Source organism: Cupriavidus sp. SIMBA_020 (assembly GCF_046535395.1).
GTDB classification, from domain to species: Bacteria; Pseudomonadota; Gammaproteobacteria; order Burkholderiales; family Burkholderiaceae; genus Cupriavidus; species Cupriavidus campinensis.
The window spans coordinates 256,760-274,087 of sequence record NZ_JAWRWU010000007.1 but is presented as its reverse complement, the minus strand read 5'-3'; the positions used below and the strand labels follow the sequence as shown (position 1 = coordinate 274,087).

22 protein-coding genes are annotated in these 17,328 nt (G+C 67.0%); 4 read left to right on the top strand and 18 right to left on the bottom strand.

Going from position 1 to position 17,328, the window contains the following annotated elements; genetic code table 11:
- Positions 1-23 precede the first annotated feature (23 nt).
- The 5 genes from SB751_RS16205 to SB751_RS16185 form a co-directional block, all read right to left on the bottom strand.
- Positions 24-641, bottom strand: a complete 618-nt coding sequence (locus SB751_RS16205; RefSeq protein ID WP_144198941.1) for an SCO family protein — start codon at positions 639-641, stop codon at positions 24-26.
- Between the two features lie 95 nt (positions 642-736).
- A complete protein-coding gene (gene cyoE, locus SB751_RS16200) occupies positions 737-1,675 on the bottom strand; it encodes a heme o synthase (RefSeq protein WP_410748223.1) in 939 nt (312 codons plus the stop codon).
- Complete coding sequence (locus SB751_RS16195) at positions 1,672-2,784, bottom strand: COX15/CtaA family protein (protein WP_144198945.1); 1,113 nt, start codon at positions 2,782-2,784, stop codon at positions 1,672-1,674. Before SB751_RS16195 ends, cyoE begins: the two co-directional genes overlap by 4 nt.
- A 6-nt stretch (positions 2,785-2,790) precedes the next feature.
- Positions 2,791-3,447 carry an SCO family protein gene (locus SB751_RS16190; RefSeq protein ID WP_144198947.1) on the bottom strand — a complete coding sequence of 219 codons (657 nt, stop codon included), beginning with the start codon at positions 3,445-3,447 and terminating at the stop codon, positions 2,791-2,793.
- A gap of 7 nt (positions 3,448-3,454) precedes the next feature.
- Positions 3,455-4,225: an SURF1 family protein gene (locus tag SB751_RS16185; protein WP_144198949.1), complete on the bottom strand. Its 771-nt coding sequence runs from the start codon at positions 4,223-4,225 to the stop codon at positions 3,455-3,457.
- A gap of 69 nt (positions 4,226-4,294) precedes the next feature.
- On the opposite strand from SB751_RS16185, the gene SB751_RS16180 reads away from it, so the two are divergent.
- Complete coding sequence (locus SB751_RS16180) at positions 4,295-4,504, top strand: twin transmembrane helix small protein (protein ID WP_144198951.1); 210 nt, start codon at positions 4,295-4,297, stop codon at positions 4,502-4,504.
- A gap of 100 nt (positions 4,505-4,604) precedes the next feature.
- Here the strand turns inward: SB751_RS16180 and SB751_RS16175 are convergent, their stop codons facing one another.
- The 8 genes from SB751_RS16175 to SB751_RS16140 form a co-directional block, all read right to left on the bottom strand.
- Positions 4,605-5,465 carry a cytochrome c oxidase subunit 3 gene (locus SB751_RS16175; RefSeq protein WP_144198953.1) on the bottom strand — a complete coding sequence of 287 codons (861 nt, stop codon included), beginning with the start codon at positions 5,463-5,465 and terminating at the stop codon, positions 4,605-4,607.
- A 108-nt stretch (positions 5,466-5,573) separates the two neighbouring features.
- Positions 5,574-5,795 (bottom strand): DUF2970 domain-containing protein, encoded by a 222-nt coding sequence (locus SB751_RS16170; RefSeq protein ID WP_144198955.1) that lies wholly within the window; start codon positions 5,793-5,795, stop codon positions 5,574-5,576.
- Position 5,796: 1 nt separating this feature from the next.
- The gene (locus SB751_RS16165; protein WP_313818211.1) at positions 5,797-6,393 is read right to left on the bottom strand and encodes a cytochrome c oxidase assembly protein; all 597 of its coding nucleotides are present in this window, start codon (positions 6,391-6,393) and stop codon (positions 5,797-5,799) included.
- Between the two features lie 12 nt (positions 6,394-6,405).
- Positions 6,406-6,555, bottom strand: a complete 150-nt coding sequence (locus SB751_RS16160) for a cytochrome oxidase small assembly protein (protein ID WP_211943794.1) — start codon at positions 6,553-6,555, stop codon at positions 6,406-6,408.
- Between the two features lie 12 nt (positions 6,556-6,567).
- On the bottom strand, positions 6,568-8,202 hold the full coding sequence (gene ctaD / locus SB751_RS16155; protein WP_144198959.1) for a cytochrome c oxidase subunit I: 1,635 nt from the start codon (positions 8,200-8,202) through the stop codon (positions 6,568-6,570).
- 41 nt (positions 8,203-8,243) lie between these two features.
- On the bottom strand, positions 8,244-9,524 hold the full coding sequence (coxB, locus tag SB751_RS16150; protein ID WP_144198961.1) for a cytochrome c oxidase subunit II: 1,281 nt from the start codon (positions 9,522-9,524) through the stop codon (positions 8,244-8,246).
- A 61-nt stretch (positions 9,525-9,585) separates the two neighbouring features.
- Positions 9,586-10,101, bottom strand: coding sequence for a DUF2244 domain-containing protein (locus tag SB751_RS16145; protein ID WP_092291622.1), 516 nt, complete (start codon positions 10,099-10,101; stop codon positions 9,586-9,588).
- Between the two features lie 273 nt (positions 10,102-10,374).
- Positions 10,375-11,313, bottom strand: coding sequence for a methyltransferase domain-containing protein (locus tag SB751_RS16140; RefSeq protein ID WP_144198963.1), 939 nt, complete (start codon positions 11,311-11,313; stop codon positions 10,375-10,377).
- 141 nt (positions 11,314-11,454) lie between these two features.
- On the opposite strand from SB751_RS16140, the gene SB751_RS16135 reads away from it, so the two are divergent.
- Positions 11,455-12,069 carry a ComF family protein gene (locus tag SB751_RS16135; RefSeq protein ID WP_244844952.1) on the top strand — a complete coding sequence of 205 codons (615 nt, stop codon included), beginning with the start codon at positions 11,455-11,457 and terminating at the stop codon, positions 12,067-12,069.
- 67 nt (positions 12,070-12,136) lie between these two features.
- A complete protein-coding gene (trmL, locus tag SB751_RS16130; RefSeq protein ID WP_149136802.1) occupies positions 12,137-12,607 on the top strand; it encodes a tRNA (uridine(34)/cytosine(34)/5-carboxymethylaminomethyluridine(34)-2'-O)-methyltransferase TrmL in 471 nt (156 codons plus the stop codon).
- A 34-nt stretch (positions 12,608-12,641) separates the two neighbouring features.
- Here trmL and SB751_RS16125 read toward each other — a convergent pair whose 3' ends face one another.
- From SB751_RS16125 to SB751_RS16105, 5 genes are all read right to left on the bottom strand, one after another.
- Positions 12,642-13,628 carry a Bug family tripartite tricarboxylate transporter substrate binding protein gene (locus tag SB751_RS16125; protein WP_144198967.1) on the bottom strand — a complete coding sequence of 329 codons (987 nt, stop codon included), beginning with the start codon at positions 13,626-13,628 and terminating at the stop codon, positions 12,642-12,644.
- Between the two features lie 11 nt (positions 13,629-13,639).
- On the bottom strand, positions 13,640-14,668 hold the full coding sequence (locus SB751_RS16120) for an NAD(P)H-dependent glycerol-3-phosphate dehydrogenase (RefSeq protein ID WP_144198969.1): 1,029 nt from the start codon (positions 14,666-14,668) through the stop codon (positions 13,640-13,642).
- A 209-nt stretch (positions 14,669-14,877) separates the two neighbouring features.
- Positions 14,878-15,396: a protein-export chaperone SecB gene (gene secB / locus SB751_RS16115; protein ID WP_092291614.1), complete on the bottom strand. Its 519-nt coding sequence runs from the start codon at positions 15,394-15,396 to the stop codon at positions 14,878-14,880.
- A gap of 174 nt (positions 15,397-15,570) precedes the next feature.
- A complete protein-coding gene (grxC, locus tag SB751_RS16110; protein WP_144198971.1) occupies positions 15,571-15,828 on the bottom strand; it encodes a glutaredoxin 3 in 258 nt (85 codons plus the stop codon).
- Positions 15,829-15,918: 90 nt separating this feature from the next.
- Complete coding sequence (locus SB751_RS16105; protein ID WP_144198973.1) at positions 15,919-16,332, bottom strand: rhodanese-like domain-containing protein; 414 nt, start codon at positions 16,330-16,332, stop codon at positions 15,919-15,921.
- A gap of 109 nt (positions 16,333-16,441) precedes the next feature.
- Between SB751_RS16105 and gpmA the strand changes: the two genes are divergently transcribed.
- Entirely contained in the window at positions 16,442-17,188 is a 747-nt protein-coding gene (gpmA, locus tag SB751_RS16100) for a 2,3-diphosphoglycerate-dependent phosphoglycerate mutase (RefSeq protein WP_144198975.1), read from the top strand.
- Positions 17,189-17,328: the final 140 nt, after the last annotated feature.

Here is a 17,328-nt window from a genome sequence, read left to right as displayed (position 1 = left end):
CCTTTTTTCGTCCTGCGCGCAGCTTACGACAGCAGCAGCTTCAGATCATGCGCGATCGGGTCCGGCCCCTGGCCGTGGCGCAGGAACAGGCGCAGCTGGCCGTTGGTATCGAACACATAGCTGCCGGCCGAGTGATCCACGGTGTAGTTGTTGGGCGAGGTGCCCGGCACCTTGGCGTAGAAGACCTTGAAGTCCTTGGTCACCTTCTTCAGCCCCACCTCGTCGGCCGGACGCAGGCCCAGGAAGCGGGCGTCGAAGGCCGGTACATACTGGCCCAGCAACGCGCCGGTGTCGCGCTCCGGGTCCACGGTGACGAACAGCACCTGCACCTTGTCGGCGTCCGGGCCGAGCTTGTCCATCACCGCTTTCAGCTCGGCCATGGTGGTCGGGCAGACGTCCGGGCAGTGCGTGTAGCCAAAGAACATCACCACGGCCTTGCCCTTGAAGTCGGCCAGCGTGCGGGTCTTGCCGCTCGGGTCCAGCAGCGCGAAGTCCTTGCCGAACTCGGTAGCGCCCGAGATATCCACGTTCTTGAACGAGGGCTTGGGCTGCCCGCAAGCGGCCAGCAGGGTCGCGCAGAGCGCCAGCAGGCAGAATCGGCGGAACTGGGCAAGGAGGGACGGTGAGCCGGGAAGAGTCATCAGGGGAGCGCGGTGGTCGGGAGAGAGTGCCCGGAAGTATCGCCGATCACATCGGCGCTGGCCTCCGGGCGCGGCAAGATGCCGCAGGCGGGCCATCAGACCTGCGGCACGAACTTGAAGTAGTGATCCACCAGCAGCGCCGCGAACAGCAGCGAGAGGTACAGGATCGAATAGCGGAAGGTGCGTTGCGCGAGCGCGTCCGAGTAGTTGCGGAACAGCTTCCAGGCGTAGCCGAGGAACACCAGCCCCAGGCCCAGCGCGGCGGCGAGGTAGATATAGCCGCACATGCCGTAGACGAACGGCAGCAGCGTGGCGGCGATCATCACCAGCGTGTAGAGCAATATATGCAGCAACGTGTACTTTTCGCCATGGGTGATCGGCAGCATCGGCAGGCCGGACTTGGCGTAGTCTGCCCGACGGTACAGGGCCAGCGCCCAGAAGTGCGGCGGCGTCCACGTGAAGATGATCAGCACCAGGAACCACGCTTCGGCCGGCACGGTGCCGGCCACGGCGGCCCAGCCCAGCGCGGGCGGCATGGCGCCCGACAGCCCGCCGATGACGATGTTCTGCGGCGTGGCCGGCTTGAGCAGGATCGTGTAGACCACCGCATAGCCGAGGAAGGTGGCGAAGGTCAGCCACATCGTCAGGTCATTGGCGAACACGTGCAGCAGCCACATGCCGGCGCCACCGAGGATGGCCGAGAAGACCAGCGTCTGCGCGCTGGTGATCTCGCCCGTGGCGGAAGGCCGCCACGCGGTGCGGCGCATCATCGCATCGATTTTCTGTTCGACCAGGCAGTTGATGGCGAACGCCGCACCGGCCAGCAGCCAGATACCGGCGGCGCCGCCCAGCAGCACCGGCCACGGCACCATGCCGGGCGTGGCCAGGAACATGCCGATGACGGCACAGAACACGGCCAGTTGCGTGACGCGCGGCTTGGTCAGCGCGGCATATTGGCGAGCCAGGTGCCGAATACGGCTCACGGAGGAATGAGTTTGGGTAGCGGAGACCACGGGAGGCATCTTGTCCTTCATGTGGCGCGCGCGGCTGAGGCGGATTGAGCGGCGGCGCCGGCATAACGTGTCGCGAGGGTCGCGAGGCCGATATTGTAGTGGAGACGGAGTAACAGCATCAGCAACAGGGCCGCGCCGCCGTTGTGCGCCACCGCCGCGCCGAGCGGCCAGTCGAACACGATGTTGGACAAACCGGTGGCCAGTTGCAGCGCCAGCACGGCCAGCAGCCACGTGGCGTGGCGCGTCAGGCCCTCCAGCCGGCGCGCGCGCAGGCCGAACCAGGCCAGGAAGCCGAGCACCACGAAGGCAAAGCCGCGATGCACCCAGTGGATGGCCACCAGCGCCGCGTGCGGGATGTAGTCGCCATCGGCTGTCATGCCGAGCTGGCGCCAGAGCGTGAAGCCGTGGCGGAAGTCCATCTCCGGCACCAGCTGGCCGTTGCAGAGCGGGAAGTCGGTGCAGGCCAGCACCGCGTAGTTCGTGCTGACCCAGCCGCCGAGGAAGATCTGGGTCACCAGCAGCGCCAGCGCCACCCACGCCGCCCAGCGCAGCGAGGCCGCCTGCGGGGTCACCGGGTGCGGCGGGTCATTGCGCGAGCCGAGCACGATCAGCGACGACAGCAGCGCCATCGCCAGCAGCAGGTGGGTCACCACGATGATTGGCTGGAGCTTCATCGTCACGGTCAGCGCGCCGAACAAGCCCTGCACGCAGACCAGCACGAACACCCCCGTGGCGAACCACGGCGACTGCTTCAGCTCGCGTCGCTTGACCCATGCCAGCACCATCAGCGAGATGATCAGCACGCCCACCGCCATGGCGAAATAGCGATGGATCATCTCGATCCACGCCTTGGCCAGCGTGACCGGGCCGCTTGGCAGCGCGGTCTCGGCGGCGCGGATCGGCTCCATGGCCGCGTGCGGGTTCGAATGGCCGTAGCAGCCGGGCCAGTCCGGGCAGCCCAGGCCGGAATCGGTCAGCCGGGTGAAGCTGCCGAACATGATCAGGTCCAGCGTGAGGAAGGCGGTGACCCAGACCAGCTTGCGGTACTTGTCGCGGCTGCCCCGCACCAGCACGTACGAGAGCGGCAGCAGGGCAATCAGGATGCCAATGATGGCGAGTTGGAGCAGCATCGCAAATCAGCCAATTCGGGAAAATTTGAGCAGCTTCTTCAGGTCGCTGCTGATCTGTTTCGGGTCGGGCTCCTTCGGCCAGCGCAGCATCAGGTTGCCGAGCGGATCGACCAGGTACACGGTGTCTTCGGCCCCGGCGCCCGGCTCGGCCGGCAGCCACTGGCGCAGCGCGACGGCGTCCATGCGCAGGAAGCGCACGCCCGCATAGGGTTCGTTGTAGGCGCTGGACAGCCGTTCGTCCACGGCGCCGGTATCGGAAATCAGCCAGACCGGGGTAATGCGCTCGCGGTCCTGGCCCTGCCCCGCGCGGATCTGGCGCATCGTGAACAGCCGTTTGGCGCACGCCTCGTCGCAGGCGGACGGGGCGGTCATCACCATCAGCCATTTGCCGCGGAAGGACGCCAGCGGCACGGCCTCGCCGCGCTCGTTGGTCACGTTCTCCGGCGGCATCGGGCGCAGCGGGTCGACCAGCGTGCCGTAGTTGGTGCTGGCGCCGCTCGGCTTGACCACGTAATAAGTGAAATACGAGAAGATGACCGGCGACGCGCAGACCAGCAGCAGCATCAGCATCTGCAGGCGGCCACGGCGCGTGCGCGCATCGATGCGGGTATCCGGCGTGGCCGTGGGGTCTTGCGATGGCATGGAGTTCGTCTGTACGTTCATCGTTCGGTTATCGGTTCGGCAGGGCGGCGGTATCCCGGCGCGCGCGGCGCCAGCCCAGTACGGCCACCAGCACCACGGTCAGCGCGGCCAAGCCGAACCACTGGGCGGCGTAGCCGTAGTGGCGGTCCGCGCCGAGGTCGGCGGGCGCCCAGTCGCGCGCGAGGCCATCGCCGGTATCGGTGGCCTGCTGCATCACCAACGGCAGCAGCGGCGCCCCGGTTTCCCGGGCGAACGCCGCCAAGTCTACATTCTGGCGGATCTTCTGCCCCGCTTCGGCCGCCGCGTCGTGCCCAAGGCTGTAGACGCGCGGGGCCGTGGCCAGCGCCGTGCCGTCCAGCGTCACATCGCCATCGGGCGTCGGGAACGGAGCGATCCGCGTGCGGTCCTGGGCATCGCGCGGCAGCCAGCCGCGCAGCACCAGCACGCTGGCGCCGCCATCGGCCAGCTTCAGCGGCGTCAGCACCAGGAAGCCGGCGCGGCCGTCGGAGCCGTTGCCGTGCGGGCGGTTGTCCAGCAGCACGGTGCGCGCGGCGTCGAAGCGGCCCCGGGCGCGCACGCGGCGGTCCACCACCTGCGTGGCGTCGATGCGGGCCGTGTTCAGGTCCACCGGCGCCTGCGCCGCCAGCGTGGCCAGCCGCGCGGCGCGGTCCACCTTCTCGTGGGCCCGGCGCAGCTGCCAGTTGCCGAGCGCGCAGGTCACCGCCACCACGGCCAGCGCCGCCACCAGCGGCACCGCCCCCGGCGAGCGCCACAGGCTCCCCCGATTGCGGGTCGTCACGAATGGCCCCGCGAGGCCACGGTGCCATAATGGCCACTTTCATGACCCGCGGCCCCCCTTCGCCCCAGCATGCGCTTCATCATCATCGTCGCCTTCATTCTGATCATCGGCAGCCTGGCCTCCGCGCTGTTCTTCATGATGCGCGACCGTGGCCGCACGCCCAACATGATGCGCTCGCTGATGCTGCGCGTCGGCTTCTCGGTGGCGCTGTTCCTGTTCATCCTGTTCGCCAACTGGATGGGATGGATCCACAGCACCGGCATCCACATGTCGCCCTGAACGGCCGCCAGACCCCAAAACAAAAAGCGCCGCGCGAGGATCGTCCTCCGCGGCGCTTCGTCTTGTACCGCAGGACCGCCGCAGCGGCCCGTTCCAGCCGTTACAGCCAGTACACCACCACGTAGAGGCCGAGCCAGACCACGTCCACGAAGTGCCAGTACCAGGCGGCGCCTTCGAACGCGAAGTGGTGCTCCGGCGTGAAGTGGCCGCGCAGCACGCGGCCCAGCACCACCGCCAGCATGATCGCGCCCATGGTCACGTGGAAGCCGTGGAAGCCGGTCAGCAGGAAGAACGTCGAACCATAGACCCCCGAAGTCAGCTTCAGGTTCAGGTCCGAGTAGGCGTGCATGTACTCGTAGACCTGCAGGCACATGAAGATGGCGCCGAGCAGGATGGTCAGCACCAGGCCCTGGATCAGCTGGCTGCGCTTGCCGGCCAGCAGCGCGTGGTGCGCCCAGGTCAGCGTGACGCCGGACATCAGCAGCAGCGCCGTGTTGATCGTGGGGATTGGCCACGGACCCATGGTCTGGAAGCTCTCCACCGTGCCCGCCGGGCCGAGGTTGGGCCACACGGCCGCGAAGTCCGGCCAGATGATCTTGTTGTTCAGGTCGCCCAGCCACGGCATGGCGATGGTGCGGGCGTAGAACAGCGCGCCGAAGAAGGCCGCGAAGAACATCACCTCGGAGAAGATGAACCACCCCATCGACCAGCGGAACGAGACGTCGATGTTCTTGCCGTACAGGCCGCCTTCCGACTCGCGGATGGCGTCGCCGAACCAGCTCTTGAGCACGAACAGGAACCACAGCAGGCCGAAGCCGCACAGGAACGGGGCCCACGACTGGCCGTTGACCCAACCCGCGGCGCCGGCGCCGGTCAGCAGCAGGCCGAAGGCTGCCGTGATGGGGTGGCGCGACGGGCCCGGTACGAAGTAGTACGGAGCATTTGCGCGATTCGCACTCATTCTTCTATCTCCAGCTCAGTGTCTCTGATTCGTTGTAGTTCCAGCACCTTCGGCCAACCTCCCCGCCGGCGGTGTGCTCGTACTTCTCTTATTTTTTTGGGGACAGCTTCATCCCACCACGGTCTTCACGATGCCGATCAAGATCGCCACGAACAGCGCCGCAGCAATCAGGCCGGCGATGATCACGTGCACCGGGTTCAGCCGCGCCATGTCGGTCTCGTGCTCCGAGCCCTTGCGCAGGCCGATGAACGACCACAGCACCGCGCGCACCGTCTGCGCGAACGACGCCTTGCGCTGAAGCGGGTCATGCGGCTCTGGCGTCACGCCCATCTCAGCTCCCCTGCCCCGCCGGCGCCGCCGTCTGCGCTACCGGCGTGCCGATCTCGAAGAAGGTGTACGACAGCGTGATCGTCTTCACATCCTTGGGCAGGTTCGGATCGATCACGAACACCACCGGCATCTCGCGCGCCTCGCTGGCCTTGAGCGTCTGCTGCTTGAAGCAGAAGCACTCCACCTTCTTGAAGTACTCGGTGGCCTGCTTGGGCGCGTAGCTGGGGATCGCCTGCGCGGAAATATCGCGCGACTGCCCGTTGGCCACTTCGTAGACGATGGTCGTCAGCTCGCCCGGATGCACTTCCATCGAGGACTTCACCGGGCGGAACGCGAACGGCCCGCGCGCGTTGGAGTCGAACTCCACCGTGACCGTGCGGCTCTTGTCCACCTGGGTGTTCTTCTTCAGCGATGCGCCGTACAGGTCGCGCGTGGTCACCACATTGATGCCGGTGACCTCGCAGATTTTCTTGTACAGCGGCACCAGCGCGTAGCCGAAGCTGAACATCAGGCCCACCACCACCAGCAGCCGCAGCAGCATGCCGCGGTTGAAGCGCCGCTCGATTGCCCGGTCTTCCGCCTTCTGCTGCGCGTCCACGTCTATCTCCACTCAACCGCCAAGGAAAACCATCTTGGCGAAGAATCCCAGGAAGAACACCACCACGATGGACAGCAGGATCAGGCCCAGCCGCCGGTTGGCGGCCCGTTGTGTTGCCTGGCGACCCTGGCTGTCCAGGCGCGACGGGGTTTCCGGCTTCATGGCGTCAATCACTCAGCGCACCTGCGGCGGCTCTTCGAAGGTGTGGAACGGCGCCGGCGACGGCACGGTCCACTCCAGGCCCTCGGCGCCATCCCACGGCTTGTCGCCGGCGGCCTGGCCGCCACGGTAGGACGGCAGCACCACGAAGAAGAAGAAATACACCTGCATCAGGCCGAAGCCCAGCGCGCCGATCGAGGCAATCGCGTTGAAGTCCGTGAACTGGACCGCATAGTCCGCATAGCGACGCGGCATGCCGGCCAGCCCCAGGAAGTGCATCGGGAAGAAGGTCACGTTGAAGAAGATCAGCGAGCCCCAGAAGTGAATCTGGCCGCGCGTCTCGTTGTACATGAACCCGCTCCACTTCGGCCCCCAGTAGTAGAAGCCGGCGAACAGCGCGAACAGCGAACCGGCCACCAGCACATAGTGGAAGTGCGCCACGATGAAGTAGGTGTCCTGGATCTGGATGTCGATCGGGGCCACGGCCGGGATCAGGCCGGTGAAGCCGCCGATCGTGAACACGAAGATGAAGCCGATGGCGAACAGCATCGGCGTCTCGAAGGTCATCGAGCCGCGCCACATCGTGGCGATCCAGTTGAAGATCTTCACGGCCGTCGGCACCGCGATCAGCATCGTCGCGTACATGAAGAACAGCTGGCCGGTCACCGGCATGCCGGTGGTGAACATGTGGTGCGCCCAGACGATGAACGACAGGATGGCGATGGACGCCGTGGCGTACACCATCGAGCTGTAGCCGAACAGGCGCTTGCGCGCGAACGCCGGCACCACGTGCGAGATGATCCCGAACGCGGGCAGGATCATGATGTACACCTCGGGGTGGCCGAAGAACCAGAAGATGTGCTGGTACATCACCGGGTCACCGCCGCCGGCGGCGGAGAAGAAGCTCGTGCCGAAGTGGCGGTCGGTCAGCACCATGGTGATGGCGCCAGCCAGCACCGGCATCACGGCGATCAGCAGGTAGGCGGTGATCAGCCAGGTCCAGCAGAACATCGGCATCTTCATCAGCGTCATGCCGGGGGCGCGCATGTTGAGGATGGTCACGATGATGTTGATCGAGCCCATGATCGACGAGGCGCCCATGATGTGCATGGCGAAGATGGCCATGTCCATGCCGGGGCCCATCTGCACCGAAAGCGGCGCGTAGAGCGTCCAGCCGGCGGCGGTGGCGCCGCCCGGGGCGAAGAACGAGCCGGCCAGCAGCAGCGCCGCCGGGGGCATCAGCCAGAAGCTGAAGTTGTTCATCCGCGCGAAGGCCATGTCCGAGGCGCCGATCTGGAGCGGGATCATCCAGTTCGCGAAGCCGACGAACGCCGGCATGATCGCGCCGAACACCATGATCAGGCCGTGCATCGTGGTGAACTGGTTGAACAGCTCGGGGCGGAAGAACTGCAGGCCCGGCTCGAACAGCTCCAGGCGGATCAGCAGCGCCAGCACGCCGCCGGACAGCAGCATCGTGAACGAGAACAGCAGGTACAGCGTACCGATGTCCTTGTGGTTGGTGGCGAACAGCCAGCGGCGCCAGCCATGCGGGTGATCGTGCGCATGATCGCCATGGCTGTGATCGCCGTGGCCGTGATCATGGGCGTGGTCGTGCGGATGACCCAGCGTCTCCGGGGTAGCGGTACTCATCGCGTTGACTCCTGAATTCCTGTATGCGGTGCGGCTGCGGGTCAGCCTGCGACGCGGTTGCCCGCGAGGCTGGCCTGCTTGTCGGGGGAGGTGGCCGGGGCCGGATCGGCCTTGGCCTTCGGCGCCGCCTCGGCGGTGCCCGCCGTCGGTGCGCCACCGCCTTCGGGGAACTTGCCCGCGCGGGCGTTCACGAAGTCGGCCGGCTGGATCACCTCGCCAGTCCGGTTACCCCACGCATTCCGGGTGTAGGTCATGGCCGCGGCCAGTTCCGTATCGGACAGCTGCTTCCAGGACGGCATGCCGCCGCGTCCTTCCAGCAGGATGTGCATCTGGCCGGCCTTCGGGCCGGTCACCACCTTGGAGCCGTCCAGCGCCGGGAACGCGCCGGCGCCCTTGCCGTTCGGCTGGTGGCAGACCGCGCAGTTCGACGCGTAGACCTTCTCCCCGCGCACCTTCATCTCATCGAGGGTCCAGGTCTTGTTGGGATCGTCCGCCGCAGCGGCCAGCGCCTTCTTCTTCTCGTCGACCCACTTGGTGTAGTCGGCGTCCGAGACCACGCGCACGACGATCGGCATGAACGCGTGTTCCTTGCCGCACAGCTCGGCGCACTGGCCACGGTAGACGCCGATCTTCTCGGCGCGGAACCAGGTGTCGCGCACGAAGCCGGGAATCGCATCCTGCTTCACGCCGAAGGCCGGGATCATCCACGCGTGGATGACGTCGTTGGCCGTCGTGACGATGCGGATCTTCTTGTTGACCGGCACCACCAGCTCGTTGTCCACCTCCATCAGGTAGGTGTTCGACTTCGGCTGCTCGTTGTTGATCTGCTCGCGCGGCGTGGTCAGGGTGGAGACGAACGAGATGCCTTCGCCCTGCCCCTTCAGGTAGTCGTAGCCCCACTTCCACTGGTAGCCGGTGGCCTTGATGGTGATGTCGGAGTTGGTGGTGTCCTTCATCGCGACCACGGTCTTGGTGGCGGGAAGCGCCATCGCGATCACGATCAGGAATGGGACGATGGTCCACACCACTTCCACGGTAATGCTTTCGTGGAACGCGGCCGACTTGGCGCCGCGGCTCTTGCGGTGCGTGAAGATGGAATAGAACATCACGCCGAACACGGCGATGAAAATCACCGTGCAGATGATGAGCATCATCCAGTTCAGCCAGTGAATCTGTTCGGCGATCTTTGTAACGGGTTCGGTCAGGTTCAGCTGTCGGACGGCCGGGCCGCCTGGCATATCACTGACCGCGGAGGCCGCCTGGCTGGCAAGCAGGGACGCACCTGCCAGACATGCTGCGGATGCCTTCTTCCACATTTTCATTGTTTATCTACCCAATTTACAGATTCAAATCTGTCCCCGCCGTGCCCTGCCTCCCTTCCTCTCAGAAGCAATGCAGGACCGCTGCGAGTTCCTGCGCGAACTTGCGCCGCCGTATCGGGTCCAGATGACACCCCACCCGCACGACGCGCTTGTCCGACCGCAGAACCACGAGCGCCCGGAACGATTCACCCAGTTCCACCCGCACCCATCGCGGGTTGAATACCTCACGCGTGACCCGACTGGCGCTGGCTGTCTCCACGACCAGCATGCCGTCGGTCACACTCACGCGTTCATAATCCGTCGCATGGCGTGCGTACGCCAGCAGGGCAATCCCCAGCCCGAGCAGCTCGAGCCCCGCGAAAGGCAGCACGAGCCAGGCCCCATGCCACGCGGCAAGGAACACCGCGATGGCAGTGGAAATACATACGATGGAGAAGTAGAACCAGCCGACCTGGCGTGGGGAGAGCGAGCAATTCCGCTTCATCAGCCAGTCGTTGCTCGGCAAGGGGGGACGTCCGTCGTGATTTCCGCCGGAGTCAACTCCTGCCGTCTGGAATGCGATACCCAAGTCTTGCATCGCCCAACCACTCTGCATCGGATGCACACCCGGGACGAATGGCGCGCCCGGGCACACGTGCGGAGTGCATTCCGGGGGCGTTCTTGTGCCAGGGGACCACTGCGACAAACTGGCGCATTATATGGCGCTTCGCATACTCGAACAAGGGAGGATTTGACCGGAGGGCTTGCCTAGTTCAAGTTTTTGTGCATGGCTGCAACAGCCCCGATAGTCAACACAATCGGTGCGCGCGCATTGTTGCGCGACGGTCCGAGCGCCCTTCCGCGCGGTGTGTCAGCGGCGTGGCGAAGCCCGCCCGATCTTGTCGATCGGCACCACCGCGCGGCCCTGATCGTCGGTAGCCTGCCGGCCGCGCGGCGCCAGCTTCCACGCATGGCCGTAGACAATCTCGAAGGTCAGCGGAATCACGCCATCGCTGTTGCGCTGGCGCTCCAGCGCGTCCAGCACGGCGCGATGCCAGCGGCGCCCGCGCAGCCCCGCCGGGCCCGGGCGCCGGAAGCCGCCGAAGGCCTGCACCTCGCGCAGCAGCGTCTCGGGGGACTCGTAGGTGATGGTCAGCGTCTCCATGTCCATCACGGGCGTGGACCAGCCGCTGTGCACCAGCATGTCGCCGATGTCATGCATGTCGACGAAGCGGAGCGTGTGCGCATCGAGGTCCACCTCGCCGAAGGCCGTGCGCAACTCGCGCAGCGTGTCCGGGCCGAACAGCGAGAACAGCACCAGGCCCTCGTCGGCCGTCACGCGATGCCACTCCGGGAACACGCGGTGCGGCTCGGGATGCCAGTGCAGCGCGAGGTTGGACCAGAGCAGATCGAAGCTGGCGCCGCCAAACGGCAGTGTGGCAAGATCGCCCTGCACCAGGTCGAACATCGGACGCTTGCCGAGCATGCGGCCGATCCAGCCCGGGCGGCGCTGCGGATCGCGCTGGCCGGCTTCGCGCAGCATCGCGCCGGAAATATCGAGGCCCGCGATCTGCGCATCGGGAAACCGCGCGCGCAAACCCGCCAGGCCCTGCCCGTGGCCGCAGCCGATATCGAGCGCGCGCCGGGGCGCGAGCCGGATCACCTCCATGCGCTCCTGCATGCGCCGGCCGATCTCGCCGAGCAGGAAATCCAGCTGGCCGAAGGCGGTGCTGCGGCGGTCGAAGGCAAGCCGGGTCAGCCGCGCGGGCGGCAACCAGGCATCGGGAGAATCAGCGGCATGCAAGGACACGGACAATCGGAACCAGTGGGGAGCGGTCGGACAGGACCGCGAGGATCGCAAGTATACGCGCGCGCCGCCGGGGCTGCCGGGCGCTGGCTCGGCGGGCTGCTGCCGTCCCTGCTCCCCTCCGCCTGCGCCATTTGCGCCGATATGCAGCGCGATGTGGTCTGTGCCGCCTGCGCCGGATCGCTGCTGGCGGCGCGGCCCCGCTGCCAGCGGTGCGCCAGTCCGGCCACCGGCCATTGCCCGGCCTGCGTGCCTGACGATCCGCTCGATGCCACCGTGACGCTGGCCGACTATGCCGAGCCGCTCGATCGCCTGATCCTGCGGCTGAAGTTCGGCGCCGCATTGCCCGTGGCGGGATGGATCGCCGCGCAGCTTGCCGAACGCCTGCGCGCCCTGCCCGACCTGCCCGATCTCATCGTCCCCGTGCCGCTTGCGCCGCAACGGCTGGCCTCGCGCGGCTTCAACCAGGCGTGGGAGATTGCCCGCCCACTGGCCCGGCGGCTCGGCGTACGCGCCGATGCCACGCTGCTCACCCGCCGCCGCGACACCGCCGCGCAGCTGACGCTGGACCTGCCCGCCCGCCAGGCCAACCTGCGCGATGCCTTCGCCCTGGCCCGCCCGATGCGGCTCGACGGGCTCCACATCGCCCTGATCGATGATGTGATGACGACAGGCGCCACTTTGCGTGCCGCCGCCGCCGTCCTCAAGGCCCACGGCGCCCGGCGCGTGACCGCCCTGCCTGCGCTGCGGACCCCGTAAAAAGTCACGGGATGACAGCCACCCCCTGGCGCGGTAAGCTCGGGGCCGATTTTCCAGCCATTGCGCCATGTTCAACGTCGTCCTCGTCGAGCCCGAAATTCCGCCGAATACCGGCAATGTGATCCGCCTGTGCGCCAACACGGGGGCGCAGCTGCACCTCGTCAAGCCGCTCGGATTTCCGCTCGAGGACGCCCGCATGCGCCGCGCGGGCCTGGACTATCACGAATACGCGACGATGCGCGTGCACGAAAACTGGGACGCCCTGATGGCGGCCGAGCAGCCCGATCCGGCCCGCATGTTCGCCCTGACCACGCACGGCTCCACGCCGTTCGGGCAGGTCAGCTTCCGTCCCGGGGACTGGTTTGTGTTCGGATCGGAGACCCGTGGCCTGGCGCCCGAGCGGCGCGAGTGGTTTCCGGCCACCCAGCGCATCCGGCTGCCGATGCGGCCGGACAACCGCAGCCTGAACCTCTCCAATACCGTGGCCGTGGTGGTGTTCGAGGCCTGGCGCCAGAACGGCTTCGCAGGCGGCGCCTGACGGCAGAAGAACGCCTGGCGGCTTGGGGCGGCGCCTAGCCCTCGGGCTGCACGCCCGCCGCGCGGATCACCTTGGCCCAGCGGGCCGTCTCGGTGGCCATGGTCTGGCGCAGCGAGGCCGGCGCGGTACCGGCCGGCACGAAATACTGGGCGCGCATCTTCTCGCGCACGTCGGCGCTGCCGATGATCGTTACGAGTTCCCGGTACAGCCGGTCGATCACCGGCGCCGGCGTCCCGGCCGGCGCCAGCACGGCCTGCCACGAGATGGCCTCGAAGCCCGGATAGCCCGATTCGGCCACGGTCGGCACCTGCGGCAGCAGCCCGGTACGCCCGGTGGAGGTTACGGCGAGCAGGCGCAGCTTGCCGGCGGTCACCATCGGCATGGCAATTGCGGGCACCATGAAGCCGGCCTGCACCTGCCCGCCGACGATCGCGGTAGTAATCTGCGGAAACCCCTGATACGGCACGTGCTGGAGATCGATGCCGGCCATGGTCTTGAGCTGCTCCATGGCCAGATGCGCCGCACTCCCGTTGCCCACCGACCCGTAGTTCAGCGCGCCCGGCCGGGCCTTGGCCAGCGCGACGAAGTCGGCCAGCGTGTGCACAGGCAATCGCGCATCCACGACCAGCACATTCGGCGACGTAGCCACCAGCGTCACCGGCGCCAGTTGCCGCACCGGGTCGTAGCCAAGATGGCGATAGAGCGCCGGCGCCGTGACAAGCGGGCCGTTGATCGTAAACAGCAGCGTATTGCCGTCCGGCGCGGCTTTGGCGACCATGCCGGTGCCGATATTGCCGCCCGCACCGGGCCGGTTTTCCACCACCACCGGCTGACCCAGCGCCACGGCCAGCTTCTCGGTGACGATCCGGGCGATCAGGTCCGGCGAGGAGCCCGCCGGGAACGGCACAATCATGCGGATGGGGCGCGACGGCCAGGTCTCGGCCAGCGCGGGCGCGGCGCCCAGGCACAGCGTGGAAAGCGTGGCGATCATCGCCCCGAGGGCTTGGCGGCGGCTAGGCATCGTTACTTGCGTTATTCGTCCCGCGCGTCGCGCTGGAGCAGTTGCGCCACGGCGTCGGCGGCGGACAGGCCCTCGAACAGCACCGCGCAGACCGCGCGCGTAATCGGCATTTCCACGCCGTGCCGGGCAGCCAGCGCCGCCACCGCCTGGGCGCAGCGCACCCCTTCGGCCACGTGGCCGAGGTCGGCGAGCACCTGCTCGAGTGTCTTGCCGCCCGCCAGTTGCTGGCCCACCTTGCGGTTGCGCGAGAGGTCGCCGGTGGCGGTCAGGATCAGGTCGCCCATGCCGGCGAGGCCCATGAAGGTCTCCACGCGGCCGCCAAGCGCCAGCCCGAGCCGCGTCATTTCGGCCAGCCCGCGCGTGACCAGCGCGGCACGCGCGTTGAGCCCCAGGCCCAGGCCATCGCTGGCGCCGGTGGCAATCGCCAGCACGTTCTTGACCGCGCCGCCCACCTCCACGCCAATCAGGTCGTCGCTGCCGTAGATCCGCATGGCGTGGTGATGGAACGCCGCCTGGGCCCGGTCCGCCAGCGCATGGGACGTGCCCGCCACCGTCAGCGCACACGGCAGCCCCTGGGCTACCTCCTTGGCGAAGCTCGGCCCGGTGAGGACGCCATATTCGATCTGGCCCGGCGCCACGCCGAGCGCATCGAGCTCCTCGCGCACCATCTGGTGCGGCATGGCGTGGGTGTCAGCCTCGAAGCCCTTGCAGAGCCAGAGCATGGCCAACGGCGCCGGCCGGCCGGCATGGCGCGCGGCCAGCCGGCGCGTCATCTCGCGCAGGCCGGAAACCGGCGTGGCCACCACCAGCAGCCCGTCCGGGTCTGCCAGTGCGTGATCCACGGCGGTATCGAAATCGGCTTCGCAGGCCAGGCGGGGGGATAGCGCCACCCCGGGCAGGTAGGCCGCGTTCATGCCGGTTTGCGCGATATCGGCCAGTTGCGCGGCATCGCGGCCCCAGAGCACCACGTCGTGCACGGTGGCCGCGTGGCTGGCCAGGGCGGTGCCCCAGGCCCCGGCGCCGAGGAAGGTCAGTTTCATGGCGATTCTGGCGGAATGGCGGATAACGTCAGTATGGCGGGGGAAATCAAAACGGGGCCGAAGCCCCGTTTTAAGTCGCCCGTTCTGCCTGGCACCCTGAGGCGCCGGCAAAACGAAGCGAAGCGGTTCTGGCTAGGCGCGCGGCCGCAGACAGTACAAGTGGTACGGCAAGGCCGCGCAACGACGCCAGAATCGTTTTTGCCGGTGCCTCAGTGGCGTGCCTGCGAACCATCAGGCATCACGATGCCCGACTCGCCGCCCTGCTGGCCAGCTTCTTCCATGGCCTGCTGCAGGCGTTGCTCGTACAGCGCCTGGAAGTTGATTTCCGACAGGTGAATCGCCTGGAAGCCGGCGCGCGTGATCACGTCGGCCACGTTGCCGCGCAGGTACGGGTACAGGATGGTCGGGCAGGCGATGCCCAGCAGCGGGTCCAGCTGCTCCACCGGCACGTTGCGGATGTCGAAAATGCCGGCCTGGTGGGCTTCCACCAGGAACGCTACCTTGTCCTGCACCTTGGTGGTCACCGTGCCGGTCACCACCACTTCGAAAATGCCTTCCTGCAGTTGCGCGGCGGCCACGTTGACCTGCACTTCCACGGCCGGCGCTTCCGACTCGAGGAAGATGGCCGGCGAGTTCGGCTGCTCCAGCGACATGTCCTTCAGGTACACGCGCTGGATGTTGAAGAAGGGCTGATCGTCCTGCTGGGTGGCTTGTTGCTCGTCGCTCATGAAAGGCTTCCCGGTTGAATCGGTTTGGAATCGATTTTTGGTCTCTGCCGGGCGCGGGGCCCGGCTGGAAAGCGCATATGGTACATGACGCCGATGGCGAATTCACCCGCTCGCCGCCGAATCAGAATCGTCTCAGATATCCGATGGGCGGCGGGCGGGCGGACAGCCTGCAGGTCAGGCGGCCAGCAGCGGCATCAGGCCGCCCTGGCGGTCCAGCGCCGAGAGGTCGTCGAAGCCACCCACATGGGTCTCGTCGATATAGATCTGTGGCACGGTGCGGCGGCCGGTGCGCGACATCATTTCCTCGCGCTTGCCCGGTTCGCGGTCGATCAGGATCTTTTCGATCGCTTCAACGCCCCGTTGCTTCAGCAGCCGTTCGGCCATCTGGCAATAGGGGCACACCACCGTGCTGTACATGACGACGCGGGCCATGCGGATTCTCCTTGTCTTCAAAATGCGGCGGCGCGGTCCGCCCCGGGCGGTACCGCGCCGCTTCGCTGCTGTGAAATGGGGCTGTCGCGCTTACTTGACGACCGGCAGGCCGGCCTGTTGCCAGGCCGTCATGCCGCCTTCGAGCGCGTAGACCTCACTGTACCCGGCTTCCTTCAACGCTGCTTGGGCCTTGCCCGAGCGCTGGCCGGTCTGGCAGATCACGATGATGGGGACGGATTTGTCGCGGGCCAGGCCGCTGGCACGCGACGGCAGGTCGGCAAGTGGCGCACTCTTCGCTTGCGGCATGTGGCCCTTGGCGAACTCGGCGGCGTCGCGGATGTCCACGACCACCGCATTGCGCCGGTTGATCAGCTGCGTGGCGGCCGCCGTATTGAGGCGCTTGCCGCCCGTGCCGCTCTTGATCTGGGGCCAGGCCAGCAGGCCGCCGGAGACCACGGCGATGGCGATCAGGGCCAGGTTGTTGTAATCGGCGAAGAAATTCACAATGGCATTCCGTTGGGTTGGGTCGGCGGCATTATAAAATACGCGGTTTCGCGCCCCCGTCATTATTTGCGGGCGGGCGCCGCAGGTCACTTACTACCCTGGAAGCAGCATGTACAAGCTCGTTCTCATCCGCCACGGCGAATCCACGTGGAATCTCGAAAACCGCTTCACCGGCTGGGTCGATGTCGACCTGACCGAAACCGGCGCCGCCCAGGCCAGGCAGGCCGGCAAGCTGCTCAAGGAAGCGGGCTATGGCTTCGACATCGCCTACACCTCGGTGCTCAAGCGCGCCATCCGCACGCTCTGGTACGTGCAGGACGAAATGGACGAAATGTGGATTCCGGTGCGCAACGAATGGCGCCTGAACGAACGCCACTACGGCGCGCTGTCGGGCCTGAACAAGGCCGAGACCGCCGCCAAGTACGGCGACGAGCAGGTCCTGGTCTGGCGCCGCAGCTACGACACCCCGCCGCCCGCGCTGCAACCGGACGATGAACGCGCCGCGTTCAACGACCCGCGTTATGCCAACGTGCCGCGCAACCAGGTGCCGCTGACCGAATGCCTCAAGGACACCGTGGCCCGTGTGCTGCCGCTGTGGAACGAATCGATCGCTCCGGACATCCAATCGGGCAAGCGCGTGGTGATTGCCGCCCATGGCAACAGCATCCGCGCGCTGGTGAAGTACCTCGACCAGATTTCGGATGACGACATCGTCGGCCTCAACATTCCCAATGGCATCCCGCTCGTCTACGAACTGGACGCCAACCTGCGCCCGCTGCGCCATTACTACCTGGGCGACCAGGAAGCCCTGGCCGCCTCGCTGGCGGCCGTGGCCAACCAGGGCAAGGCCCGCTGACGACAGGCCGCAGCCCGCGCCCGCCCCGGTCTGGTCCGGGTAGGCGCGGGCGGGTTGCCGATGGCCATGTGTGACCGCGCCCACCCGGCGCGCAAGCCCCCGCAGGCCTTTTTCTGCGCACCCTCTTATACTGTCGGACA